This window comes from Kitasatospora sp. NPDC059408, from assembly GCF_042751525.1.
In the GTDB taxonomy this organism is placed as follows: Bacteria; Actinomycetota; Actinomycetes; order Streptomycetales; family Streptomycetaceae; genus Kitasatospora.
In genome coordinates this window covers 1-24,836 of record NZ_JBHYWI010000111.1, presented here as the reverse complement: position 1 = coordinate 24,836, position 24,836 = coordinate 1, and the positions used below count along the sequence as shown (strand labels likewise).

The following is a 24,836-nucleotide window of genomic DNA, read 5'->3' as shown; positions in this document are numbered from 1 at the left end:
CCCCGGGGGGCGGGCGGCCCCGCCCGCGGTGCGTCATGTCGTCAGAGCGCGTCCGGTCCGCGCTCGCCGGTGCGGACCCGGACGGCCGTGTCGACCGGGATGCTCCACACCTTGCCGTCGCCGATCTTGCCGGTCCTGGCCGCCTTCACCAGGACGTCGATCAGCTGGTCGGCGTCGTCGTCCTCGACCAGGACCTCGATCCGGATCTTGGGCACGAGGTCCACGGTGTACTCGGCACCGCGGTAGACCTCGGTGTGGCCGCGCTGGCGGCCGTAGCCGCTGGCCTCGGTGACGGTCAGCCCGTGCACCCCGAAGGCCTGCAGGGCGGCCTTCACGTCGTCCAGGCGGTGCGGCTTGATCACGGCGGTGATGAGCTTCATCGGGCGTCGACCTCGGTCTTCTCGGCAGTCGGGGCGGCGGGCTTCTGAACGTCGGCCTTCTGGGCCGTGGTCGCCGCGGCGGCCGCGGCCGGGGCGAGGGCCCGGGCCAGACCGGCGCCCACCGCGCTGAAATCGTAGGCGGACTCGGCGTGTTCGGCCTGGTCGATGCCGGCCACCTCCACCTCCTCGCTGACCCGGAACCCGACCGTCTTGTCGATCGCCTTGGCCAGCAGCCAGGAGACGACGAAGGAGTACGCCGCGACCACGGACACGCCGAGCGCCTGCTTGCCGAGCTGGTCGAGACCGCCGCCGTAGAACAGGCCCTTGGCGGTCTGGCCGACCCCGCCGGTGGCGAACAGGCCGATCAGCAGCGAGCCGATCGCGCCGCCGACCGCGTGCACGCCCACCACGTCGAGCGAGTCGTCGAAGCCGAGGCGGTACTTGAGGGAGATGGCGGCGGCGCAGACGGCGCCCGCGATCAGGCCGATCGCCACCGCGCCGAGCGGGCTGACCGAGCCGCAGGCCGGGGTGATGGCGACCAGGCCGGCCACCGCGCCGGAGGCGGCGCCCAGGGTGGTGAACGCGCCGTGCTTGAGCTTCTCGAAGACCAGCCAGCCGACCAGCGCGGCGCCCGTCGCCACCTGGGTGTTGACGAAGGCCATCGCCGCGACGCCGTTGGCGGCCAGTGCCGAGCCCGCGTTGAAGCCGAACCAGCCGAACCACAGCAGGCCGGAACCGAGCATCACCAGCGGCAGGCTGTGCGGGCGCATCGGGTCCTTCTTGAAGCCGATCCGCTTGCCGAGCACCAGGCAGAGCGCGAGTCCGGCCACGCCGGCGTTGATGTGCACGGCCGTGCCGCCGGCGAAGTCGATGACGCCGTTGCGGTCACCGAGCCAGCCGCCCTTGCCGCCGTCCACCATGAACACCCAGTGCGCGACGGGGAAGTAGACGACGGACACCCAGAGCGCGACGAACAGGCCCCAGGCGGCGAACTTGGCGCGGTCCGCGATGGCGCCGCTGATCAGCGCCGGGGTGATGATCGCGAACATCAGCTGGAACACGGAGAAGGCCGTGACCGGGATCGTGCCCGACAGCTCGTTCAGGCCGATCCCGCGCATCCCGAGGAAGTCGAGGTTGCCGATCAGGCCGAAGCCGGCGTCCGGCCCGAAGCTGAGCGAGTAACCGTAGAGGACCCAGAGCACCGTGACGATGCCGAGCGAGAGGAAGCTCATCGCCAGCATGTTGAGTGTGCTCTTGGCCCGGACCATGCCCCCGTAGAAGAAGGCCAGGCCCGGGGTCATCACCATGACCAGGGCCGCACTGATGAGCACGAAGGCGGTGTCGCCCGCGCTGAAGCCGTCCGGCATCGGCGTCTCCTCTGCGTGAAAGCCGATCCACCACCCGGGTACCTGTCCCGTGCCACCCGGGGTGTCGGCGATGAAGAGGAGAGTGCCGAAGGCGGGTTTCGGCCAGTGCGGCCGGTTGTTTCGCGGCCGTGACGCGTGCGACGCGCGGGTTACACCTGCGTGAACCGCAGCCCCGTCGGGGGTCCGGATGGGTTACCGTGCCGCCGCACGCCACGCCCGGTGCCGCAACCGCCACCGACCGTGGCGGCGGCGGCCGTCACGGTCGGTGGAGTCCGGCGGGGGGCGTGGCTCAGACCACCGAGACGTACTCGGGGATGTCCTGGACGACCCTTTCCTTCAGGCGGCTCACCGCGTCCACGCCCTTGAAGCGGACGGCCGCGGCCTCCGTGGTCTTGCGCACCCGCGAGTTCAGCCGCTCGGAGCGGACCTTCGTCGCGATGTCCACCGCCTGCTCGGCCATCAGCGCGGCCTGCTCGGCCTCCTTCTGCAGCAGGTGCACGCTGGCCATGCCGATCAGGTTGAAGGCGTACGAGCGCACGTGGTCGCCGTCCTGGCGGAACAGGTCCACCGCGCGCTCCATCACCGGCGCGGACATCGACGCGTACAGCTCGGAGTTGTCGGAGTGGTAGGCGAGGTCGCGGAAGGAGTGCGCGTTCTCGGCGTTCAGCTCGGCGGGCGAGAAGAACTTCAGCCAGTCCGGCTCCTCGTCCCCCTCGCGGATGTCGGTGAAGGTGTCCTCGGCCAGCCGCACCGCCCGGGCGCAGCGGTTCACCTCGCCGATGGTCGCGTAGGCGCGCGCCTCCATCGCGTACAGCAGGGCCTGCTGGCGCGGGGTGGCGGTGTCGCGGCTGCCGTACTGGGCGAGGTGGATCAGCTCCAGGGCGTCCTCGCCGCGGTTGAGGTGGATCATCTGGCGGCTCATGTCGGTGAGGATCAGCGCGCCGAACGGGCGGTCGCCGGCCTCCTTGGCGGCGTGCAGCGCGAGCACGTAGTACTTCTGCGCGCTCGGGTGCATGCCGACGTCGTAGGACATCCACCCGGCCAGGTGGGCGAGTTCGGCGGTGAGCCGGAACAGCCGCCGGGTGGTCTGCTCGGGGTAGCTCTCCTGGAGCAGGTCGGTGACCTCGTGCAGCTGGCCGACGACGGCCTTGCGGCGCAGCCCGCCGCCGTTCTGCGCGTCCCACTGGCGGAACATGACCGTGGTCTGCTCCAGCAGTTCGAGCTCGGGCTCGGACAGCCGGCCGGTGAACGCCTCGCCGCCGTTGGCCGCGGTCAGGATCGGGGTGGGGGTGCCGTTCGGGCCGGGGGCGAGCCAGCGCTGCATCGGCTCGATCAGGGCGGCGCCGGCGGTCAGCGCCAGCGAGGTGCCGAGGAAGCCCCGGCGGTTGAGCATCAGGTCGCTGCGGGAGTAGTCACTGATCAGCTGGACGGTCTGCGGGGCGCTCCACGGCAGGTCCACGCCGCCGCCGACGGTGGAGACCGGGATCGCGGCGCGCAGGCCGAGGTCCTCGATCGAGACGACCGAGCCGAAGCGCTCGGAGAAGAGCTCCGACATGATCTTGGGGATCGGCTCGCGCGGCTGCTCGCCGTCCAGCCAGCGCCGCACGCGGGAGGTGTCGGTGGAGACGTGGTGGGCGCCGATCTGCCGGGCCCGGCGGTTGACCTGGCGGGCCAACTCCCCCTTGGACCAGCCGCTGCGGGCGAACCACGTGGTCAGCTTCTCGTTGGGTTGCTTCTCTGCCATGGGGAACGTCCCATCCCGCCCGGCCCCGGAGGGCCCCCGATCGTCATCGCCCGACGGTTGCGGGCTGTTGCCAGACGTGCCGTGCCGCGGCGCCGCCGCACCCCGCTGTCGCACTGGTGTGCCACGACTCCGGACGGGGCGTCAGTTCGCCCAACTCCCGCGCCCCTGCGGCTCGGAGCTGACTCCCCGACGACGCCCGTGTGCTGAACGTAATGCCCCGCCGAGGGTCCGCGGGACGGCCCCTGGCGAAACGCCACCTTTCGCCACCCCCAGGAGTGAACCGAAGCAAGGGGGCACACGCTTCACTAGGTAGTCGCGGCGGTCGGCATATGCGGGCCGCCAAGTCCCCGAGCAATCCCGGCGGTCCCGACGGACCGCCACGGCCACCGGCGAGTTTGCCGTCCGCCCAGCTCGACGGCCGCCTCGCGCACACGACGATCCGGCATCGGCACAGCCGCCACAAGGCGGCGCCCGAGGCGCACCACCGCAAAAGGCGCACGCCACGCGCTGCGCGCCGCACCCGCACAACGCACCACGCAACGGACAATCAACGCAAAGTCACCATCCCGTAACCATCGGCAACGAGAACCTGTTGGGGGAGGCATGGACAACCTGTTCGGCGAACTTCGACTGGGGCACCTGCGGCTGGCTCCGCTGGGCGCGCGCCGCCGCACCAAGGTCACCGCGTCCCAGGCCGCCGCGGAGTACACCGGTCGCTGGGGCTGGGCGGTCGCCGTCACCGGCCGGGCCGCCGGCAACGCCCCGGCCGCCTGCCAGTGCGGCACCGCCCGCTGCGCCGCCCCGGGCCTGCACCCCGTGCCCGGCTGCGAGGCCGCCGTGCACACCGCCGACGCCGAGGGCTCCGTCCTGTTCCCCACCGGCCGGGCGTTCGACGTCCTGGACGTCCCCGAGCAGGCCGGCGTCCAGGCGCTCGTCCGGCTGGAGCGGATGGGCACCCAGGTCGGCCCGGTGCTGACCGCCCCCACCGGCCGGCTGCAGTTCCTGGTCGCCCCCGGCACCGCCCGCCGCCTGCCCGACCTCCTGTACCGGATGGGCTGGGACGACGCCGCGCTCGACCTGGCCTGCCACGGCGAGGGCAGCTACGTCGCCGCCCCGCCCACCGTCCTGCCCGGCCTCGGCCCGGTGCGCTGGCTGCGCCGCCCGACCCGGGACAACGCGGGCTGCCCGCCCGAGGCCCGGCTGCTGCTGGGCACCCTCGCCTACGCCTGCCACCGCGGCCGCGAGCGCACCGCAGAGCCGGCCTGGATGGCCTCCTGAGCCCAGCACGACCGAGCTCGGCGCGACCCCGGGCCCAGCACGACCCTGACCCGGAGCAGCCCTGGTCCGGAACCACCCGAGCCCAGCACAAAGGGCCCGCCCCCACCGGGGAGCGGACCCTTCACCGTGTCCGGGGGGCTCAGTCCCCGATCAGCGCGTCCACGAACGCGCCCGGCTCGAACGGCGCCAGGTCGTCCGCGCCCTCGCCGAGGCCGATCAGCTTGACCGGCACCCCCAGCTCTCGCTGGACCGCGACGACGATGCCGCCCTTGGCGGTGCCGTCCAGCTTGGTCAGCACGATGCCGGTGATGTCGACCACCTCGGCGAACACCCGGGCCTGGATCAGGCCGTTCTGACCGGTGGTGGCGTCCAGCACCAGCAGGACCTCGTCCACCGGGCCGTGCTTCTCGACGACCCGCTTGACCTTGCCCAGCTCGTCCATCAGGCCGGTCTTGGTGTGCAGCCGGCCGGCGGTGTCCACCAGGACGGTGTCCACGCCCTCGGCGATGCCCTCCTTGACCGCGTCGAACGCGACGGAGGCCGGGTCGCCGCCCTCGGGACCGCGCACGGTCCGGGCGCCGACCCGCTCGCCCCAGGTCTGCAGCTGGTCGGCGGCGGCGGCGCGGAAGGTGTCGGCCGCGCCGAGCACGACCGTGCGGCCGTCGGCGACCAGGACGCGGGCCAGCTTGCCGGTGGTGGTGGTCTTGCCGACGCCGTTGACGCCGACGACCAGGACCACGGCCGGGCCCTCCTCGTGCTTGGTGGAGCGCACGGTGCGGTCGGCGTCCTTGCCGACCAGCTCGACCAGCTCCTCGCGCAGCAGCGCGCGCAGCTCGTCGGGGGTGCGGGTGCCGAGCACCTTCACCCGGGTGCGCAGCCGCTCGACCAGCTCCTGGGTGGGGGCCACGCCGACGTCGGCGGTCAGCAGGGTGTCCTCGATCTCCTCCCAGGTGTCCTCGTCGAGGTGCTCGCGGGAGAGCAGCGAGAGCAGGCCCTTGCCGAGCGAGTTCTGCGAACGGGAGAGCCGGGAGCGCAGCCGGACGAGCCGGCCGGCGGTGGGCTCGGGGACCTCGACGGCGGGGGCCGCCTCGGCCTCGGCGACCTCGACGGCCTCCGGGGCCTCCGCGGTCTCGGGGAGCGGAACCTCCTCGACGGTGCGCCGCGGCTCCTCGGTGGGCGGCGCGGCCTCCTCACCGACCTGGGGCTCGCGCGGGGTGGTCGGCGGCGCCGTGATGACCGGCGCCTGCGACTTCGGCGGGAGTTGCTGGCGTCGTCTGCCGGAAACGACGAGGCCCGCGATCGCGCCGACGGCGACCACGGCGATGACTACGGCAAGGATCACGTATTCCATATCTCCCCCAGTATCCGTGACGAGGCCCGAGAAGCACCGCACCCGGGCTAGGCGGATGTGGCCCGCACCACGCCCCGGCGCCGTTCCCGGTCCTCTCCCCCGGCCTGGCTGCCGGGAGATTCCCCCACCCGCAGCCGCTGGCTGATCACCTGGGAGATCCCGTCGCCCTTCATCGTCACGCCGTAGAGCGCGTCCGCGGACTCCATCGTCAGCTTCTGGTGCGTGATCACGATCAGCTGGGAGCTCTCTCGCAGCTCCTCCATGATCCCGATCAGCCGGCGCAGGTTGGTCTCGTCCAGCGCCGCCTCCACCTCGTCCATGACGTAGAACGGGCTGGGCCTGGCCTTGAAGATGGCCACCAGCAGCGCGACGGCGGTCAGCGAGCGCTCGCCGCCGGAGAGCAGCGACAGGCGCTTGACCTTCTTGCCCGGCGGGCGGGCCTCCACCTCGACGCCGGTGGTCAGCATGTCGTCGGGGTCGGTCAGCACCAGCCGGCCCTCCCCGCCCGGGAACAGCCGGGCGAAGACGCCCTCGAACTGGGCCGCGGTGTCGTGGTAGGCGGAGGTGAACAGCTGCTCGACCCGCTCGTCGACGTCCCGGACGATGTCCATCAGGTCGCGCCGGCCCCGCTTGAGGTCGTCCAGCTGCTCGCCGAGGAACTGGTGGCGTTCCTCCAGCGCGGCGAACTCCTCCAGCGCGAGCGGGTTGACCTTGCCGAGCTGCTGGTAGGCCTTCTCGGCCGCCCGCAGCCGCTTCTCCTGCTCGGCCCGGACGTACGGGTACGGCTCGCCCGGCTCCTGCCCCTCCTCAGGCGTGGCCGACGGGACGGGCTGGTCGGGCCCGTACGAGGCGAGCAGTTCGCCGCCGTCGATGCCGAACTCCTCCAGCGCCCTGGCCTCCAACTGCTCGATCCGCAGCCGCTTCTCGGCCCGCAGGACCTCGTCCCGGTGGCCGGCGTCGACCAGCTTGTCCAGTTCCTCCTTGAGGCCGCGGCCCTGCTCGCGGTGCGCCCGGAGCTCCGCCTCGCGCTCCGCGCGCTCCCGTTCGACGGCCGCCCGCCCGGCGTCCGCACGCGCGAGCGACACCTCCAGGCAGGCGAGCAGCTGCCGGGCGCCCGCCGCGACGGCGTTCGCCACCCCGGCGTCGTGCTGCGCGCGCCGACGGCGCTCGGCGGCGCGGGCGCGCGCCTCGCGCTCGGTGCGGGCGGCGCGGTCCAGCTGGTCGGCCCGGCCGGCCAGCGCGCGGACCCGCTCCTCGTGGGTGCGCACGGCGAGGCGTGCCTCCAGCTCGGCCTGCCGGGCGGCCGAGGCGGCCCCGGCCAGCCGCTGCTGCTCGGCCGGGTCGGGCTCGTCCTCCCCCGCGTCGGCCGAGTCCTCGGCGGCGGCCAGGCGTTCGGCCAGTTCCCCGGCGGTGGCGAGCAGTTGGGCGAGGCCCTCCTCCGCCCGGGCGGCGGCGGCCGCCAGCCGTTCGGCCTCGCCGGCGGCGGCGCGGGCCTGCCCGCCGAGGCGGCCGAGCGCTCCGGCCACCTGGGCCCGTTCCTTCTCCGCGTGCCTCCGCTGGGCGGACAGCCGTTCCACCTCGGCCGCCGACCCGCTCCGCAGTTCGGTGAGTCCGGCCAGCCGTTCGGCCGTGTCGACGCAGCGGACGGCGAGTTCGTCGATCGCGCGGGCCGTCTCGTCCACGGCGGCCTGGGTCTCCAGCAGGCTCGGCGCGCCGCCGGAGCCGCCGTGGGCGAGGCCGGCGCCGAGCCGGTCGCCGTCGGCGGTGACGGCGCTCAGGGCGGGGTGCGCGGTGATCAGGGACAGGGCGTCGTCGAGGGTGCCGACGACGGCCGTCCCGGCCAGCAGCGTGCGCACGGCGGCAATCAACTCGGCCGGTCCGTCCACCAGTTCGGCCGCCCAGCGGGCACCGGCGGGCAACTCGGTCACGGCCCGGACGGGTTCGGGCGCACCGGCGACGAGCAGCGCGGCCCGTCCGGCGTCGTCGGCGCGCAGCAGGCGCAGCGCGGCGACGGCGGTGTCCGGCGAGTCGACGGCCACCGCGTCGGCGGCTGCGCCGAGCGCGGCGGCGACGGCGACCTCGTGGCCGGGGGCGATCCGCAGCAGTGCGGCGGCCGGGCCGAGCAGTCCGGTCAGCCGGCCCCCAACCGCGAGCAGCGCGCCCGTGCCGTCCTTGCGGCGCAGTCCGAGCGCCAGCGCGTCGTGGCGCGCAGTGAGCCCGGCGCGCTCGCGCTCGGCGGCGCCGGCGGCCTCCCGGGCGGCGGTGAGGTCGCGTTCGACGGCGGCGAGCCGTGCGCGGGCCTCGTCGTGGGCGGTGTCGGCGCGCTCGTCGTCCCCGGCGAGGCCGTCGACCTGTTCCTGCAGTTGCTCGAACTCGCGCTGCGCGGCGCCGGCGCGCAGCAGCGCCTCGTCCCTGGCCTCGGTGAGCCGGCCGATCTCGGCCTGGGCCGACGCGGCCTTGGAGCGCGCGGCCGCCGCCTGCCCCTGGAGCCGGGCGAGCCCCTCGCGGCGGTCGGCGATGGCGCGGGCGGCGTCCCGCAGCCGGCGTTCCTCGGCGGCCAGGTCGCGTTCCACTTCGTTCTTGCGTTCGACGGCCTCGGCCAGCGCGTACCGGGCCTCCTCCAGCGCCTCGGCGAGGGCGGCCTCCTCCTCGCGGACGCGCTCGGCCTCCCGTTCGAGCTCTTCCGGGTCCCGCCCGCGCCGTTCCTCGCCCTGCCCCCCGGCGACGGCGTGCCGGGCCCTCGCCTCGGCCAGTCCGATCGTGCCGCGGGTGCGCTCGGCGAGCGCGGAGAGCCGGTACCAGGTCTGCCGGGCGGCCTCCAGGCTCGGGCCGAGCTGCTCGACCTGCGCCTCCAGGACGCGCTCGCGCTGGACGGCGCGGGCCAGTTCCTGCTCGACGGTCGTGCGGCGCAGGCGCAGCGCGAGTTCGTCGGCGATCTCGGCCTCGACGGCCTGGCGGAGGGCGAGCAGGTCGTCGGCGAGCAGCCGCAGCCGGGCGTCGCGCAGGTCGGCCTGGATGCCGGCGGCGCGGCGGGCGATCCTGGCCTGCCGGCCGAGCGGGCCGAGCTGGCGGCGCAGTTCGGCCACCAGGTCCTGGACGCGGTTGAGGTTGGCCTGCATCGCGTCGAGCTTCCGCAGCGCCTTCTCCTTGCGCTTGCGGTGCTTGAGCACGCCGGCCGCCTCCTCGATGAAGGCCCGGCGGCCCATCGGGTCGGCGTGCAGGACGGAGTCCAGCTGCCCCTGGCCGACGATGACGTGCATCTCGCGGCCGATGCCGGAGTCGGAGAGCAGTTCCTGGATGTCGAGCAGCCGGCAGGTCTGGCCGTTGAGCGCGTACTCGCTGCCGCCGTTGCGGAACATCGTCCGGGTGATGGTCACCTCGGCGTACTCGATGGGCAGTGCGCCGTCGGTGTTGTCGATGGTGAGGCTGACCTCGGCCCGGCCGAGCGGGGCGCGCCCGCTGGTCCCGGCGAAGATGACGTCCTCCATCTTGCCGCCGCGCAGCGACTTGGCGCCCTGCTCGCCCATGACCCAGGAGAGCGCGTCGACGACGTTGGACTTGCCCGAGCCGTTCGGGCCGACGACACACGTGATGCCGGGTTCGAAGCGCAGCGTGGTGCTGGAGGCGAAGGACTTGAACCCGCGCAGCGTCAGACTCTTCAGGTGCACGCGGCCGGTCTCCTCATCGCTCGCCGGGGTTCACGGGCCCCGACGGCGACTGTATCCGGCAGGCGGGCGGCCGAAGGCGCCCGGACACGACGAAGGGACGCCACAACCGGGCGTCCCTTGCATGCTGCGTCCCTTGCGGGGCGGCTCAGTGCACAGCGGCGTCGATCTGCGAGGACCGGGCGGGACTCAGGTGAGAGCCGGCTCCCGCTGATCCAGATCGATGCTGTTGAGCAGCGAGTGCTCGTCAGCGACAGCGGTGAGAGCGTCGTTCTCAGCCTGCATCCGAAGGAGCTCGGCTTCAAGGTCCTGGACGCGCTGCTGAAGCCGTCGCATCTCGGAGAGCATTCGCGGGTCGGGGCCGCCGACGTACCCGAGAAGCGCCTTTGCCATGATGAATGGTCCTCCACGCTGAGTGACCGAACCGGAACGGTACAGGTCTAGGGGGAAGGGGGACGCACGCGCGGCGCGCCACCGGAAGTGCCGGCTTGGCACTGCGGCGCAACCATCGTGAGCTGGGCTCACGAGGGCATGCGCCGACCGGGAAAACGCGGTCGTGTGCGCGGGCTTCCAGCGTCTCACCAAAGACGGAAAGGGTCAACACGATCACCGCACGCTACCGCGCCCCTGTCACCTGCCTGGCGGTGTCGTCACGCCGAGGGGGTCCGGGCCGGGTCCACCAGGTGCTCGTGGATCATCGTTCGATGCGGAGTCAACCACGAGTCTGCCCGGATGGCAACCGTATGACACCGCCGGTTGAGGATCTTTTCCCCGGGGGCCGTGCGGGGCCCGGCCCCGGCGGAATTCAGCGGATCTCGAAGCCCTCGTAGCCGGCGCCGACGGCGGTCCAGATCTCGGTCACGCCGCTCACGCTGCCGGGTGTGTCGGGGCCGCGGAGCAGGGCGAGCAACTCCTCGCAGTCGTCGGCGAGGCCCTCGGCCACCACCTGGACCCGGCCGTCGCCGAGGTTGCTCGCGTAGCCGGTCAGGCCGACCTCCAGCGCCCGCGCCCTGGTCCACCAGCGGAAGCCGACCTGCTGGACCTTCCCCCGGACCCAGGCGGTGACCCGGACCGGTTCCTCACTGTGGGCGTCGCGACCGTGCATGCCCCGACCCTAACCGGCCGCGGGCCCGGTCACAGCTCCGCGGGCGGTCACGGCTCCGCGGGCCCCTCGACGGTCCACCCCGGGCTGTGCACCCGCGCGTGCAGTTCGCCGCGCCGGGCCTCCCGGCCGCAGGTGCGGCAGACCCAGGCCGCGTCGAAGGCGTGCGGCTCGTGCCCTTCCGGCTCGTGGTCGAAGGTGACCGGCGACTCGGGCAGCAGCCAGCGGTCGCCCCACGTGCGCAAGGCGTGGGCGAGCGGGGCGAGGTCCCGGCCGGCCTCGGTGAGGTGGTACTCGTAGCGCGGCGGCCGCTCGCTGTAGGCGCGCCGCTCGACGATCCCCGCCTCCTCCAGTGCCCGCAGCCGGGCGGTGAGCCGGTCCCGGGGCGCGCCCGTGTTGCGGGCGATCCGGTCGAAGCGGTGGTTTCCGTAGAACAGCTCCCGGACCACCAGCAGGGCCCACTTCTCGCCGACGACGTGCAGCGCCGCCGCCATCGAGCACGGCCGGCCGGGCAGGGCGGCGGGGAGCGACGGGAGCGGGCCCGGGGTGTCAGGGGTCACGGCGCCAGCGTGCCACACAGGGTTGTGTTCTCAAACCCGGGCCGGACGGCACTGCGGCCCCGCCGGAGGATCCGGCGAGGCCGCAGCGGGGTGCGCGTCGGGTCAGCGGGTCACCAGTCGCCGCCGCCACCGCCGAAGTCGCCGCCACCGCTCCAGTCACTGCCGCTGAAGTCCCCGGCGTTGAAGTCCGCCCCGGTGAAGTCGCCGCCCTCGTACTGGTCCTGGTAGCCGTGGTGGCCACCCTCCATCATCGGCGCCGCGGCGTAGGCCGGGCTGCTGATCATCGAGCCGAGCACGGTGCCGACCAGCAGACCGGGCAGCAGGCCGCCGCCGAAGCTGCTGTAGTAGCCACCCGCGTACGGGGCGTAGGCCGGGCCGGCGTTCCAGTACGGCTGCGGGCCGTACTCGGTGTCGACCGTGCGGACGGCCGGGTCGAGGCCGGCGGCGACGCGGTCCGCGTCCGCCTGGCAGACCGGGACGCTGCGGGCGGAGCCGCCGGCCGGGGCCCACTCGACGTCCTTGACGGAGGGGCCGTGGCGCGGGTCCATGAAGCACGGGGGACGGCGCTCGGGCAGCGGGCGCTTGTCGCGCCGGGCGGCCAGAGTGGCCAGCGCGAACCGGCCGTCCTCGATCGTCTCGGTGACGACCTTGACGTCCTCGGGCTTCTTGGCCTCGTCCATCAGGCGCTTGGCCTTCTCGTACGACTCGAGCGCGTGGCTGTAGTCGGTGCGCTGGACGTCGTCCGCGTCGGCGGCGCGCGGGTTGAAGTCCAGGCGCTCCAGCTCGACGCCGTAGGCGGTGATGTCCTCGTCGACCACGCGGCGCAGCTGCTCCAGCTCGGCGCGGGCCTGCTCCTCCTTGCGCTTCTTGGCGCGGCGGAAGAGGAAGAAGACACCGGCGCCAGCCAGCGCGAGCAGCACGACCGGGATGACCACCCAGGCGATCGAGGTGCTGTGGTTCACCCCGGTGCCCTTGGTCTGCGGGGCGGCCTGGTCGACGAAGTCGTTCAGGGTCGCGTTGATGTCGCCCTTGTCGGCGCGGGCGACGGCGCCTCCGATCCGGTCCGCGACGCCGACGCCCATGGCGCCGCGGTCGGAGCGGGCCATGAAGCCGCCGGTGCCCCGCCAGACGCCGTAGACGCCGTCGATGCCCACCAGGGTGCGCAGATCGGTGAGGATGGTGTCCTTGTTGGCGCTGTCGGGGACGACCGCGATGAAGATCGGCTTGTCGGCCTTCTCGATCTTCTTGGTCAGGGCGTCCGCCTGCGCCTGGCTGAAGCGGTCCAGCATCGTCGGGGCGACGTAGACCTGGCCCTTCTTCAGGGTGGCCGCGGCGTCGCTCAAGCCACCGGCCGCGGAGGCCGCCGGGGCGAGCAGAAGCAGAAGCCCGAGCAGCGTCGCCGCGACCACGGCGAGCGGCCCGGTGCCCCGGGAACGTCGAGCAAGGGTTCTCATAACACCCGACGCTACCGCGACCGGCGGCGAAGCACGCCATACCCTTCGCATACTGGTGATGAAGGGATTCCCCGCCGGACGCCGGGGCCGCCCCCTCCTCGGGGATGAGATTTCCCCCAAGTCACCCTGAAGCGGACTGCCGCCGGGAACCGCGGCAGGCGGCCGGACGTACGTCCCGGCAGGCCCGGAGCGGTCGGAGGGGGTGTCCTGACCGTATCGTGCGGACGGGCATAGTGGTCCCGGACCGCGGGTCCATTACCCGCTCTTGACCCACCGCCCCTCGTGGCCCCAACCCCTCTGATCGGAGCGCTCGGTGATCATCGGCCTCGTCACCGCCGTGGCGGCATCCGCCTGTTACGGCACCGGCTCGGTCCTGCAGGCCGTCGGTTCCCGGCGGTCCGCCCGCGAGGAGGCGGCCAAGGGCGCCTCCACCGCCACCACCGAGCACGGCGGGCCGAGCCTGTCCTCGACCGCGAAGGCCGCCGTCACCTGGGAGTTCATCCTCGGCACGGTGCTCGACCTGATCGGCTTCGGACTCGGCGCGCTGGCCGCCCGGCTGCTGCCGCTGTTCCTCTCCCAGACGATCATCAGCGCCAACCTGGTGATCACCGCGGTGCTGAGCATCAAGCTGCTCGGCATCCGGCTCAAGCAGCTGGAGTGGGCGTCGATCGGCGTGCTCTGCTCGGCGCTGGTGCTGCTGGCCGTCTCGGCCGGCCCCGAGGGCGGCCACCACGCGGAGATGTCCTTCCACTGGTGGCTGCTGATCATCACCACCGTCCTGCTGGTCGGCGGCGGCCTGCTGGTGCGGCGGATGGGCTCGAAGGGCGCGATCGTCGCAGGTCTGCTCTCCGGCCTCGGCTTCGGCGCCCTCGGCGTCGGTGTGCGCATCCTCAACGGCGTCGAGCCGTTCGAGCTCGGCGGCCTGCTCTCCGACCCGGCGCTGTACGCGATCCTCATCGGCGGCCTGGGCGGCATGTACGTGCACACGGTCGCGCTGCAGATCGGCTCGGTGAACGGCGCGACGGCCGCCCTGGTGGTCGGCGAGACGGTGCTGCCCGGCGCGGTCGGCGTGCTGTGGCTCGGCGACTCCTCCAAGTCCGGCCTGGGCTGGCTCGGCGTGGCCGGCTTCCTGCTCGCGGTGGTGTCCGCCGTCGGCGTCGCCTACTTCGGCCAGGGCGACCACGGAGCCCTCGGGGACGCGGCCGACCAGCAGCCCGAACTCGCGCACAAGTAGCGCCGCCCGTCAGCCCCCGCTGCGCTCCCGCGGCACCCGCTGGCAGCGGGGGCAGAAGTAGCTGGAGCGGTTCATCCACGCGGCCCGGCGGATCGCCGTACCGCAGCGGCGGCAGGGCTCGTGCTCCCGGCCGTACGCGTCGAGGTCCCGCGAGAAGTAGCCGCTCTCGCCGTTCACGTTGACGTACAGGCTGTCGAAGCTGGTGCCGCCGACGGCCAGCGCCGCGGTCATCACGTCCCGGGCACTGGCCAACAGCACGGCCGCCTGCGGGCGGGTGAGCGTCGCCGTCGGCCGGTCGTAGTGCAGCTTGGAGCGCCAGAGCGCCTCGTCGGCGTAGATGTTGCCGACACCGCTGATCAGCGTCTGGTCGAGCAGCGCGCGCTTGACGGTGGTGCGCTTGGCGCGCAGCGCGGCCGTGAAGGCGTCGTCGTCGAAGCGCGGGTCGAGCGGGTCGCGGGCGATGTGCGCGATGGAGACGGGCGTGCCCTCCGGGTCGTCCTCCTCGGCCTCCTCGACCGCGAGGCCGCCGAAGGTCCGCTGGTCGACGAAGCGCAGTTCGCGTCCGCCGTCGGAGAAGCGCAGCCGCACCCGCAGGTGCGTCTCGTCGGGCACCGACGGGTCCTGGACGAGGAGTTGGCCGCTCATCCCGAGGTGGCCGATCAGCGAGAAGCCCGAGCCGGTGCCGGCCAGCGGCAGCCACAGGTACTTGCCGCGGCGCTGCGCGGCGCCGAGCGTCGTCCCGGTGAGCCGGGCGGCGAAGTCGGCGGCACCGGCGGGCTGGCGGCGCACCGCGCGCGGGTGCAGGACCTGGACGTCGGAGACGGTCCGCCCGGCGACCCAGTTCGCCAGTCCGCGGCGGACCACCTCGACCTCGGGAAGTTCGGGCAAGGCAGCATTCCTCCTGCGGAAAGGGACCGGCAGGAGGAAGGCTACTGCCTCGTCACGCGCCGGCGGGCAGCCGGTCGGCGTACTTCTCCTTGATCGCGCGCCAGGCGCTCTCGGCGGCCTTCTGCTCGGCTTCCTTCTTCGAACGGCCGACGCCGCTGCCGAAGTCCTGGCCGGCCACGCGGGCCACCGCGGTGAAGGTCTTCTCGTGGTCCGGACCGGACTCCATGACCACGTACTCGGGCACGCCGATGCTCACCGAGGCGGTGAGCTCCTGCAGGCTGGTCTTCCAGTCCAGGCCCGCGCCCAGCTGAGAGGACTCCTCGATCAGCGGGTCGAACAGGCGGTGGACGAACTCGGTCGCCGCGTCCAGGCCCTGGTCCAGGTAGACGGCGCCGATCACGGCCTCGACGGTGTCGGCGAGGATCGACGACTTGTCGCGGCCGCCGGTGCCCTCCTCGCCCTTGCCGAGGCGGATGAAGACGCCCAGGTCGAGCCCGCGCCCGACGTCCGCGAGCGCGCGGGAGTTGACCACCGCGGCGCGCAGCTTGGCGAGGGTGCCCTCGGGGACGTCCGGGTGGACGCGGTAGAGGGTGTCCGTCACCACGAGGCCCAGCACCGAGTCGCCGAGGAACTCCAGGCGCTCGTTGGTGGGCAGCCCGCCGTTCTCGTACGCGTACGAGCGGTGGGTCAGGGCACGCACCAGAAGGGCGCGCTCGAGCGTGTACCCGAGGCGCCCTTCCAGGACGTCGTATTCGGTCGAAGCCGGCCCACCGGCCTTGCCACCGCCCGAAGGACCCTTCGGGGCGGAGGACGCCTTGCGGGTGGAGTTACCGTCCGACATCGATCCGTGCACCCCGCCGATCAGACCGAGAGGACCTGGCGGCGGTTGTACGTGCCGCAGCTGGGGCACGCGATGTGGCCGAGCTTCGGCTCGTGGCAGCTGTCGCACGCCACGAGGGCCGGAACGACGGCCTTCCAGTTGGAACGGCGGTGGCGCGTGTTGCTGCGCGACATCTTCCGCTTCGGAACAGCCACGGCTACTTCTCCTGGTTCTCGGCGGCACCCTCACGGGTGTCGCTGTTCTTGATCCCGTCACCCTCGTCGCCGGGGGCGGCGGAGAGTCCCTGCAGAGCCGCCCACCGGGGGTCGGCGGCGTCGTGGTGGTGCGCCGGGTCGTCGCTCAGGCGCGCTCCGCACTCGGAGCACAGGCCCAGGCAGTCGTCCTGGCACACCGGCTGCAGCGGCAGTGCGAGCACCACCGCGTCACGCAGCACCGGCTGGAGGTCGAAGAAATCGCCCTCCAGGCGGTAAGTCTCTTCTTCCGAGTCCTCGTCGAGGTCCTCGGTCCCGGTGGTCCGGGCGCGGTGACGCTCGTCGGACTCCGGGTAGTAGTACAGCTCCTGGAAGTCCACGTCGATGTCGAACTCGACGGGCTCCAGGCACCGGACGCACTCGCCCTCGACCACGGCCTCGGCGGTGCCGGTCACCAGCACGCCCTCGACCACGGACTCCAGGCGGAGCTCCAGCTGGACCTCGCTCTTCTCCGGCACGCCGATCACGTCGATGATGCCGAAGCCCTCGGGGGCCTCCAGGGTGCGGGACACCTTGCGCATCGACCCCGGACGGCGGCCGAGCTCGTGCGTGTCGAACACGAGGGGGTCGCGGTGGTCGAGGCGGTTCAAGGTGTCCTGACTTCCATGGAAGGTGATCGGTGGGGCCCCATGTGCGGCGGCGCCCCGAGGGCAAGCCGAGCGTCCGACATGGAGGGGCCGGAGTGGTCAGACTACCGGAGTCTCCCGCCAGGCCCAACTTCGGTCCCGGAGGAACGCCCCGGGACCGGTGTTCAGCGCCCGCCGAGCTCCCGCAGCCTGGTCATGTCGATCATGCTGGTGTCGAAGAAGCTCGTCTCGTCCAGCCCGGGCTGCTGCTGGGGCACGACCGGCGGGGCGGCGGGCTGCTGCGGGTAGCCGTAGGCGTCGTACTGCTGCGCGCCGTAGCCCTGTTGCTGCTGCGGATAGCCGTAGTCGGCGTGCTGCCGGCCCGCGTAGTCCCCGTGCTGCTGCTGTTGCGGGTACCCGCCCGTGGCGTCCTGCTGCTGGGCCCACTGGGCCGCGTACGGGTCGCCCTGGGCGGCCGGGTCGAAGCCGCCGCCGTACACCTCGGCGTACTGCCCGCCCTGCTGCTGGGCCGCCGCCGCGTACTGGTCGGCGCCGGGGTTCTGCCAGCCGGCCGCGGCCGGGGTCTGCTCCGGCCAGCTCTGCTGCTGCGGCACGTCCTCGCGGTACCAGGCGAGCTCCTCGCCGTCGCCCTCGGCGGCGAAGCCCGCCGCGACCGCCTCGGCCCGCTCCTTGGCCTGCTGCGCCTCGTCGGCGGCGGCCAGGTAGGCGCCCAGCTCGTCGATCGGCCGCTTGCCGAGGAGCTTGTCGCGGCCCTTGCCGACGGCCTCCAGGGTCGCGCTGAGCACGTTCTCCAGGGTGGCGAGCTTCACATCGACGTACTCGTCGACCTCGGGACTCGGGCTGACCCGCTGCGGCCGGAACTCCTCGCCGTCCGTCTCGCCGTCGTACTCGTTCTCGAAGACGCTGGAGTCGCCGCGCAGCTTGGTCCGGCCGCGGCCGACGGCGCCGAGCGTCTTGGTCAGCACGACCTCGAAGTTGGCGAGCTTGCTGTCCACGTAGTCGTCGGCCTCGGCCCGCTTGGTGTCCACGTCGGAGCGCGCCTCGGCGAGGATCCGGTCGGCCTCGGCCTGGGCCCGGCGGACCACCTCGGTGTCCGAGATCAGGGAGCCGCGCTCGGCGTGCGCGCCCTGGATGATCCGGTCGGCCTCGGCCTGGGCACCGGCCACCACCTGCTCGTGGTCGGCCATCACCGACTGCGCCTGGGCCAGTTCGGCGGGCAGGACCGCCTTCAGGTCGTTGATCAGGCCGATCAGCTCGGCCCGGTTCACCACGCAGGAGGCCGACATCGGCATCGAGCGCGCGTTCTCGATCGCCGCCACGATCTCGTCGACCTTGTTCTGCACGTCCACGGGGCTTCGTCTTTCCGTGTGCCGCCGACGGTCCGGCGGAGGCAGGCCCGGCGCGGTGGACCTCACCGCAGGGCAGGAATACAGACTGTACGGCCACTGCGGGGCACGGTCACAACGCCCGAACCGGGCCGGGCTCCCGGGGGATCCCGGCGACACGGACAAACCATGACGAAGCGGTAGGAAGGGAACGGCCGGACTACTGCTCGGCCTTGCGCTCCGCGATCCGCTCGACCAGCCGGCGGTGCACCGTCTCCGGCAGCAGGTGCGAGACGTCGCCGCCGTACGAGGCCACCTCCTTGACCAGGGTCGAGGACAGGAAGCTGTACGTCGGCGAGGTCGGCACGAACAGCGTCTCGACGCCCGTCAGCCCGTGGTTCATCTGGGCCATCTGCAGCTCGTAGTCGAAGTCGCTGACGGCCCGCAGCCCCTTGATGATCGCGGGGATGCCGCGCTCGCGGCAGTAGTCCACCAGCAGGCCGTGGTGCGACTCGACCACCACGTTCCCGAACTCCGCGGTGACCTCCTCGATCAGGCCGATCCGCTCCTCGACGCTGAACATGCCGCGCTTGCTCCGGTTGATCAGCACCGCGACGTGCACCACGTCGTAGAGCTTCGAGGCCCGCCCGATGATGTCGAGGTGGCCGTTGGTGATCGGGTCGAACGAACCGGGGCAGACGGCTCGGCGCATGGCGTTTGTGCTCCCTCGTGGGGTGACGGCTGCTGCGGGCCTCGGCCCGCTACTCGTGCTGGCGGGCGGCGGCGCGACCGTACCAGAGCGTGCCCTCGCCGTAGCGGCGGGAGCGCAGCACCTCGAAGCCGTCGGGCCAGCCGAACTCTCCGCCGCGGGTGCTGCGCTCCACGGTGACGAGTGCGTCCGCCGCGAGCCAGCCCCCGGCCAGGAGTGTGATCAGCATCTCGCGCAGCTCGTCGTCCGTGACGGCGTACGGAGGATCGAGGAACACCAGGTCGTACGGGGCCTGCGGGGGCGGCCCGGCGATCACCTTCTCGGCCTTGGCGGCCTTCAGTTCCGCGCCCGGCAGGCCGATCGTGCGGACGTTCTCGCGGATCACCCGGGCCGCCTGGCCGTCGGCCTCGACCAGCAGGACGTGATCGGCCCCCCGGGACAGCGCCTCCAGGCCGACCGCGCCCGATCCGCCGAACAGGTCGAGCATCCGGCTCCCGTGCAGGGTGCCGCGCAGCGCCTCCAGGGTGGAGAACATCGCCTCACGGGCCTTGTCGGAGGTCGGTCGGGTGCCCCGGCCTGGCGGTACGGCCAGCCGGCGGCCGCCGGCCGCTCCGGCGATCACGCGGGTCATGGTGGTGGGAGGTCCTTTCGTCGCTGCCCGACCACGCTACCCGCCCCGAGCCGAAGGGGAGCGCCGACCGTCGGCGCCGGGCCCGAGCGGACCGGAGGCGAGTGGGCGAACAGCAGCGCGGCCCCGCCGGGCGTACCGGCGGGGGCCGCGGGGGCACCGCCTAGCTCGCCTCGGAGCCCGTCGACTGCGCCGGGACCGCCGCGCCGAGCAGGGCCGGCGAGGCGTAGCGGGACCAGGAGAGGCAGCCGTCGGGCGGGCAGAACTCGGGGCGGCGCGGGTCGTGCCCGAGCTCGCGCAGCTTGGTGCGGACGGAGTCGGGCGTGCGACCGAAGCGGGCGGCGATCCGGGCGACGGTCTCGCCGTCGTGGAAGCGCCGGACCAGCTCCTCCTCGTGCTGCGGCACCCAGGGGGCGCCGTGGCCGGGGTACAGCTCGCGCAGCACGTCGCGGTCGGGGATGGGCTCGGAGACGTCGGCGACGATCGCCAGCGCCCGCAGCGCGCGGTTGAGCGCGATCCGCAGCGAGGCGACGTCCTCGACCGGCAGGCGGAGCTTGCCCGAGGCGAGCGGCGCGGCGGCCGCCCCCTCGCGCCAGCCGGTCAGGGTGAGGGTGACCTCGCGGTCGTCGTCGCTGGCGAGTTCGATCCGGAAGACCTTGTCGCCCAGCGGGAGCTCGTTGAGATGACGGAATGCCATGGCAGGACCCCCAAGTGTCGCGCCAGGTACGCACCTTGAGGTGCGCCCTGAACACCTTCATTCTCTCGCGGGGGTCTGACAATTCCCGGGCCGCGCGGGACCGCCCGACCGGCCGGGGCCGGCCCGCTCAGCCCTTCTCCATGTAGGCCGCGCGGTCCTCGTCGATGAGGCTCTCCAGCGCGGTGCGCAGCTCCGGGTGGGCGGTGAGCTCCGGGTCCTCGGCGACCAGCCGGGTGGCCTCCGTCCGGGCGGTGAGGATGACCTCCTCGTCCTCCAGCACCGAGAGCACCTTGAGCGAGGACTTCACACCGGATTGCGCCTGGCCCAGCACGTCGCCCTCGCGACGCTGTTCGAGGTCGATCCGGGACAGCTCGAAGCCGTCCAGCGTGCCGGCCACGGCGTCCAGCCGGGCCCGGGCCGCGCTGCCCGCGGGCATGTCGCTGACCAGCAGGCACAGGCCCGCCGCGCTGCCGCGGCCGACCCGGCCGCGCAGCTGGTGCAGCTGGGAGACGCCGAAGCGGTCGGCGTCCATGATGACCATCGCGGTGGAGTTGGGGACGTTGACGCCGACCTCGATCACGGTGGTGGCGACCAGGACGTCCACCTCGCCCGCCGAGAACCGCCGCATCACGTCGTCCTTGGCCTCGGGCGCGAGCCGGCCGTGCAGGATCTCCACCCGGAGGCCGCTCAGCGGGCCCTTCACCAGCTTCTCGGCGGTCTCCACCACCGAGAGCGGGGGCCGCCGTTCGTCGCTCTGGGCGCCGGCGTCGGCGATGTCCTCGAAGTCCTCCTCGGCCGCCTTCCGCTTCTTCCCGGCCCCGCTGCTCGCTGCCGGGGCCACCGGCTCCTCGTCCCCGATGCGGGGGCAGACGACGTACGCCTGGTGGCCCTTGCCGACCTCCTCGCGGACCCGCTCCCAGGCGCGGGTGAGGAAGTTGGGCTTCTCGACCGCCGGGACGACGTGGGTGGAGATCGGGGAGCGGCCGGCCGGGAGCTGGTCCAGGACGGAGGTCTCCAGGTCCCCGAAGACCGTCATCGCGACCGTGCGCGGGATCGGGGTGGCGGTCATCACCAGCAGGTGCGGCGGCTGGTCGCCCTTGGCGCGCAGCGCGTCCCGCTGCTCGACGCCGAAGCGGTGCTGCTCGTCGACGACGACGAGGCCGAGTTCCTGGAACTGGACCTTGTCCTCGATCAGCGCGTGGGTGCCGATGGCGATCCCGGCGTCCCCGCAGGCCATGTCGAGCAGCGCCTGGCGGCGGGCCGGGACGCCCATCGAGCCGGTGAGCAGCACGACCCGGGTGCCGAGGTCGGAGCCGCCGATCATGCCGCCCTCGGCGAGGTCGCCCATCATCTCGACGATCGAACGGTGGTGCTGCTGGGCGAGCACCTCGGTGGGCGCGAGCAGGACGGCCTGGCCGCCGGCGTCCACCACGGCGAGCATCGCGCGCAGCGCGACCAGCGTCTTGCCGGAGCCCACCTCACCCTGGAGCAGCCGGTGCATCGGGTGCTCGCTCGCGAGGTCGGCGGCGATCTCGGCGGACACCTTCCGCTGCCCCTCGGTGAGGGTGAACGGCAGCCGCTCGTCGAACGCGTCCAGCAGGCCGCCCTCTCGCGCCCGGCGCGGCTTGGCGGGCAGCGCGGACTCGGCGGCCCGGCGCTGGGCGAGGGCGACCTGGAGGACGAAGGCCTCGTCCCAGCGCAGCCGGCTCTGGGCGCGCTCGCGGTCGGCCTGGCCGCGCGGGCGGTGGATCAGCTCCAGGGCCTCGGGGAGCGGGATCAGGTCGTGCCGCTCGCGCAGTTCGGCGGGCAGCGGCTCGCCGACATCGCCGAGGTGCTTGGTGAGCGCGGTGTCGATGCAGATCGACAGCTTCCAGCTGGGCATCTGGGCGCTCGCGCCGTACACCGGGATGAGGCGGCCGGCGAACTGCTGCGCGGCATCCGACCCGGCGTCCTCGTCGAGCAGCTGGTAGTCCGGCGAGACCAGCTGGCGGGTGCGGTTGAAGACGTTGACCTTGCCCGCGAACAGGCCCTGGGCGCCGGACCTGAGCTCCTTCTGCCGCCAGCCCTGGTTGAAGAACACCAGCGAGAGCCGGCTGCGGCCGTCGGTGACGACGACCTCCAGCCGGTCGCCCTTGCGGCCGCGGAACGGGATGAGGGTGACCTTCTCGATCCGGGCCAGCACGGTGACGTGCTCGTCGACCTCCAGCTCGTCCAGGCTGGTGAGCTGGCCGCGTTCGACGTAGCGGCGGGGGTAGTGGTGCAGGAGGTCCCCGACCGTGCGCAGCTTGAGGCTGTCGGCGAGCACCTTCGCGGTGCGGTCGCCGACGAGCTTGGTCAGTGGTTCATCGAGAGCGCCCATCAGGCCCTTGTTTACACCAAAGCGCCGACAGACCGGGCCGCTCCGCGGGCCCCGTCCGGCGCCTACTCGACCCCGATCAGCAGCGGGGCCGCCTCCCGGCCGCCGTGGAAGACCACCGTGTCCACCTCGGGCCGGCCCTGGCGCACGTGCGCGACGAGGTGTTCGGCGAGCGCGTCGTCCGCGCCCTCGCCGAGGATCAGGGTGACGAGTTCGCCGCCCGCGCCGAGCATCCGGTCCAGCACGCTGGCCCCGACCTCGGCCGGGCCGGCGCCGATCACCGCGACGTCCCCGTCGATCAGGCCGAGCACGTCGCCGGCCTGGCAGACCCCGGCCATCGTCCAGGACTCCCCCTCGGCGACGGCGAGTTCGGCGTAGCGGGTGGCCCCGGCGGCGGAGGTCATGGCGACCACGTCCTCGTCGAAGCGGCGCCCGGCCTCGTGCACCGCGAGCGCCGCGAGCCCCTGCACCGGCGAGCGGGTGGGCAGGACGGCGATCCGCACGCCCTCCTCGCGGAGCTGGTCGGCGGCGGCGCCGGCGGCGGCGCGCAGTTCGGGGTCGTTGAGCAGCAGGACGACCTCGCGCGCGCCCGACCTCCGGACGGCGGCGGCGAGTTCGGCGCTGGCGGTGGGGCGGTCCGGGTCGGCGCGGAGCACGACGGCGCCGGCCTGCTCGCAGAGTTCGGCGAGGCCCTCGCCGCACACCACGGAGAGCACCGCGCGGGCCGGTTCCTCGCGCTCGCCCGGCTCGGCGGCGGCGCCGGAGCGGGCGGCGGCCTCGGCGAAGTGGGTGATCCGGATCTGGTGCGGCCGGCCGGCCCCGATGCCGGCCTCGACGGCGGCGCCGGCGTCGTCCACGTGGACGTGCACGTTCCACAGGCCGTCGCCGCCGCCGATCACGAGCGAGTCGCCGAGCCCGCCGAGCCGCTCGCGCAGCGCGGGCAGGGCGTCGTCGGAGGCGTCCAGCAGGTAGATGACCTCGAAGGCGGGGTGGCCGGGGCCGGGCGGCCTCATGTGGGCCTCGCAGCTCTCCAGTGCCCGGACGTCCCCGCGCAGCGCGACCGGTCCCATCGGCTGGTGCCCGGCGACGGCGTCGGCGAGCGCGCCGAGGACGGCCACCAGGCCGCGCCCGCCGGCGTCGACGACCCCGTTCTCGGCGAGCACGGCGAGCTGCTCGGGGGTGTGCCGCAGCGCGTCCCTGGCGGCCCGGTACGCGGTGTCGGCGACCTGCGCGAGTCCGTCCCCGGCCCGGACGGCCTCCCGGGCGGCGACCCGGGCGACGGTCAGCAGCGTGCCCTCGACGGGCTCCGCGACGGCCTGGTAGGCGGAGTCGGCGGCCCGCTGGAGGGCTGCCCGCAGCTGGTCGGCGCCGCCGCCGTCGGCCAGCGTCTCGGCGGTGCCGCGCAGCCACTGGGCGAGGATCACGCCGGAGTTGCCGCGGGCGCCGACCAGCGCGCCCCGGGCCATCGCCCGGACGGTGTCGGCCAGGCCGGGGGCCGGCTCGGCGGCCGGGTCGGCGAAGCGGCTCTCCACCTCGGCGGCGGCGGACTCGACGGTCAGGTAGAGGTTGGTGCCGGTGTCGCCGTCCGGGACGGGATAGACGTTGAGCGCGTCGATCTCCTCGCGCGCCTGGCCGAGCGCGCGCAGGGCGAGCTGGCACCAGGTGCGCACGGCCGGGGCGTCGAGCGTGTGCAGCACCAGGTCTCCTCCGGATGGGACGCCGCGATGGCCTCGGGTCGAACGGCGAGGGGCGATACCGGCAGGTTATCGGGGGCCGGGAGGGGTCGCCCGGGCCGTCGGCCGGAGCGATCACCCGGGCGGTCATGGTAGTTTCGTTGAACGGGAGCAAGCGTTGTATGCTCTTCCGGTTGCCTGGAACAATCCGGGCGCACCCCCCAGGTCGGTCCGGTTCACGCGAGTGTTCCGGTGTTCTGGTGGGTTGTCGAACGTAACTGATCTGAAGTCTTGGAGTGACTCCTGTGGCTGCCAACTGCGACGTCTGCGGCAAGGGGCCGGGCTTCGGCAACAGCATCTCCCACTCGCACCGCCGTACCCCCCGTCGTTGGAACCCCAACATCCAGACGGTGCGCGCTGTGATTGGGCGGACGCCGAAGCGGCTCAACGTCTGCACCTCGTGCATCAAGGCCGGTAAGGTCTCGCGCTGACGCGCAGACCGGCATGCCGGTCCTCCAGTGGAGGGGGGGGGGGCACACGGTGGTGCCCCCCGCCGGGTTTTTTTTGGGGGCCCCCGGGCGCGCCCCGGCGGCCCCGCCGGGGGGGGGGGGCGGGGCGGGGCGGCGGCCGGTGGCGGCGGGCCCCGGTCCGGGCCAGACCAACACCGGGCGGGGGCGGGGCGGCGGGGGCCCGCGGCCGGGGCTACGGCGATTGGGAGTGCGCGATGACCGGGACGACGGTCGGCT

Annotated in this window: 22 protein-coding genes; 3 read left to right on the top strand and 19 right to left on the bottom strand. The window is 73.4% G+C overall.

Translation table 11 applies throughout. From position 1 onward, the window contains the following. Window positions 1-41: 41 nt before the first annotated feature. From ACFXDE_RS39970 to ACFXDE_RS39960, 3 genes are all read right to left on the bottom strand, one after another. Window positions 42-380: a P-II family nitrogen regulator gene (locus tag ACFXDE_RS39970; RefSeq protein WP_218207157.1), complete on the bottom strand. Its 339-nt coding sequence runs from the start codon at window positions 378-380 to the stop codon at window positions 42-44. Then, window positions 377-1,747 carry an ammonium transporter gene (locus ACFXDE_RS39965; protein ID WP_380499195.1) on the bottom strand — a complete coding sequence of 457 codons (1,371 nt, stop codon included), beginning with the start codon at window positions 1,745-1,747 and terminating at the stop codon, window positions 377-379. Before ACFXDE_RS39965 ends, ACFXDE_RS39970 begins: the two co-directional genes overlap by 4 nt. Window positions 1,748-2,036: 289 nt before the next feature. Then, a complete protein-coding gene (locus ACFXDE_RS39960; RefSeq protein ID WP_380445652.1) occupies window positions 2,037-3,491 on the bottom strand; it encodes a hypothetical protein in 1,455 nt (484 codons plus the stop codon). A gap of 603 nt (window positions 3,492-4,094) precedes the next feature. Here ACFXDE_RS39960 and ACFXDE_RS39955 point away from each other — a divergent pair. Next, on the top strand, window positions 4,095-4,769 hold the full coding sequence (locus ACFXDE_RS39955; RefSeq protein WP_380499194.1) for a bifunctional DNA primase/polymerase: 675 nt from the start codon (window positions 4,095-4,097) through the stop codon (window positions 4,767-4,769). Window positions 4,770-4,908: 139 nt separating this feature from the next. Here ACFXDE_RS39955 and ftsY read toward each other — a convergent pair whose 3' ends face one another. From ftsY to ACFXDE_RS39925, 6 genes are all read right to left on the bottom strand, one after another. Then, complete coding sequence (gene ftsY / locus ACFXDE_RS39950; RefSeq protein ID WP_380445654.1) at window positions 4,909-6,120, bottom strand: signal recognition particle-docking protein FtsY; 1,212 nt, start codon at window positions 6,118-6,120, stop codon at window positions 4,909-4,911. A gap of 47 nt (window positions 6,121-6,167) precedes the next feature. After that, window positions 6,168-9,788, bottom strand: coding sequence for a chromosome segregation protein SMC (gene smc / locus ACFXDE_RS39945; protein ID WP_380499193.1), 3,621 nt, complete (start codon window positions 9,786-9,788; stop codon window positions 6,168-6,170). A gap of 186 nt (window positions 9,789-9,974) precedes the next feature. Continuing rightward, window positions 9,975-10,178, bottom strand: coding sequence for a hypothetical protein (locus ACFXDE_RS39940; protein ID WP_045702518.1), 204 nt, complete (start codon window positions 10,176-10,178; stop codon window positions 9,975-9,977). Between the two features lie 412 nt (window positions 10,179-10,590). Further along, the gene (locus tag ACFXDE_RS39935; protein WP_380499192.1) at window positions 10,591-10,890 is read right to left on the bottom strand and encodes an acylphosphatase; all 300 of its coding nucleotides are present in this window, start codon (window positions 10,888-10,890) and stop codon (window positions 10,591-10,593) included. A gap of 47 nt (window positions 10,891-10,937) precedes the next feature. After that, window positions 10,938-11,447 carry a winged helix-turn-helix transcriptional regulator gene (locus tag ACFXDE_RS39930; protein WP_380499191.1) on the bottom strand — a complete coding sequence of 170 codons (510 nt, stop codon included), beginning with the start codon at window positions 11,445-11,447 and terminating at the stop codon, window positions 10,938-10,940. A gap of 110 nt (window positions 11,448-11,557) precedes the next feature. Continuing rightward, complete coding sequence (locus ACFXDE_RS39925) at window positions 11,558-12,901, bottom strand: hypothetical protein (protein ID WP_380499190.1); 1,344 nt, start codon at window positions 12,899-12,901, stop codon at window positions 11,558-11,560. Between the two features lie 313 nt (window positions 12,902-13,214). Between ACFXDE_RS39925 and ACFXDE_RS39920 the strand changes: the two genes are divergently transcribed. Then, window positions 13,215-14,135, top strand: a complete 921-nt coding sequence (locus ACFXDE_RS39920; protein WP_380445659.1) for a hypothetical protein — start codon at window positions 13,215-13,217, stop codon at window positions 14,133-14,135. Between the two features lie 9 nt (window positions 14,136-14,144). On the opposite strand, the gene mutM is transcribed toward ACFXDE_RS39920, so the two are convergent. The 10 genes from mutM to ACFXDE_RS39870 form a co-directional block, all read right to left on the bottom strand. Then, the gene (mutM, locus tag ACFXDE_RS39915) at window positions 14,145-15,023 is read right to left on the bottom strand and encodes a bifunctional DNA-formamidopyrimidine glycosylase/DNA-(apurinic or apyrimidinic site) lyase (RefSeq protein WP_380499188.1); all 879 of its coding nucleotides are present in this window, start codon (window positions 15,021-15,023) and stop codon (window positions 14,145-14,147) included. A 52-nt stretch (window positions 15,024-15,075) separates the two neighbouring features. Next, a complete protein-coding gene (gene rnc, locus ACFXDE_RS39910) occupies window positions 15,076-15,864 on the bottom strand; it encodes a ribonuclease III (RefSeq protein WP_380445662.1) in 789 nt (262 codons plus the stop codon). A gap of 20 nt (window positions 15,865-15,884) precedes the next feature. After that, on the bottom strand, window positions 15,885-16,058 hold the full coding sequence (rpmF, locus tag ACFXDE_RS39905; RefSeq protein WP_188303282.1) for a 50S ribosomal protein L32: 174 nt from the start codon (window positions 16,056-16,058) through the stop codon (window positions 15,885-15,887). 2 nt (window positions 16,059-16,060) lie between these two features. After that, on the bottom strand, window positions 16,061-16,705 hold the full coding sequence (locus ACFXDE_RS39900; RefSeq protein WP_380445663.1) for a YceD family protein: 645 nt from the start codon (window positions 16,703-16,705) through the stop codon (window positions 16,061-16,063). Window positions 16,706-16,866: 161 nt separating this feature from the next. Then, window positions 16,867-18,051, bottom strand: a complete 1,185-nt coding sequence (locus ACFXDE_RS39895; RefSeq protein ID WP_380499186.1) for an ATP synthase F0 subunit B — start codon at window positions 18,049-18,051, stop codon at window positions 16,867-16,869. A gap of 196 nt (window positions 18,052-18,247) precedes the next feature. Beyond that, window positions 18,248-18,739, bottom strand: a complete 492-nt coding sequence (gene coaD / locus ACFXDE_RS39890) for a pantetheine-phosphate adenylyltransferase (RefSeq protein ID WP_380499185.1) — start codon at window positions 18,737-18,739, stop codon at window positions 18,248-18,250. A gap of 49 nt (window positions 18,740-18,788) precedes the next feature. Further along, window positions 18,789-19,367, bottom strand: a complete 579-nt coding sequence (rsmD, locus tag ACFXDE_RS39885) for a 16S rRNA (guanine(966)-N(2))-methyltransferase RsmD (protein WP_380445667.1) — start codon at window positions 19,365-19,367, stop codon at window positions 18,789-18,791. Window positions 19,368-19,527: 160 nt separating this feature from the next. Next, complete coding sequence (locus ACFXDE_RS39880; RefSeq protein ID WP_329929722.1) at window positions 19,528-20,061, bottom strand: hypothetical protein; 534 nt, start codon at window positions 20,059-20,061, stop codon at window positions 19,528-19,530. Window positions 20,062-20,188: 127 nt separating this feature from the next. After that, complete coding sequence (recG, locus tag ACFXDE_RS39875; protein ID WP_380499184.1) at window positions 20,189-22,420, bottom strand: ATP-dependent DNA helicase RecG; 2,232 nt, start codon at window positions 22,418-22,420, stop codon at window positions 20,189-20,191. Between the two features lie 62 nt (window positions 22,421-22,482). After that, entirely contained in the window at window positions 22,483-24,114 is a 1,632-nt protein-coding gene (locus ACFXDE_RS39870) for a DAK2 domain-containing protein (RefSeq protein ID WP_380499182.1), read from the bottom strand. 281 nt (window positions 24,115-24,395) lie between these two features. On the opposite strand from ACFXDE_RS39870, the gene rpmB reads away from it, so the two are divergent. Then, on the top strand, window positions 24,396-24,581 hold the full coding sequence (gene rpmB / locus ACFXDE_RS39865) for a 50S ribosomal protein L28 (RefSeq protein ID WP_014138233.1): 186 nt from the start codon (window positions 24,396-24,398) through the stop codon (window positions 24,579-24,581). Window positions 24,582-24,836: the final 255 nt, after the last annotated feature.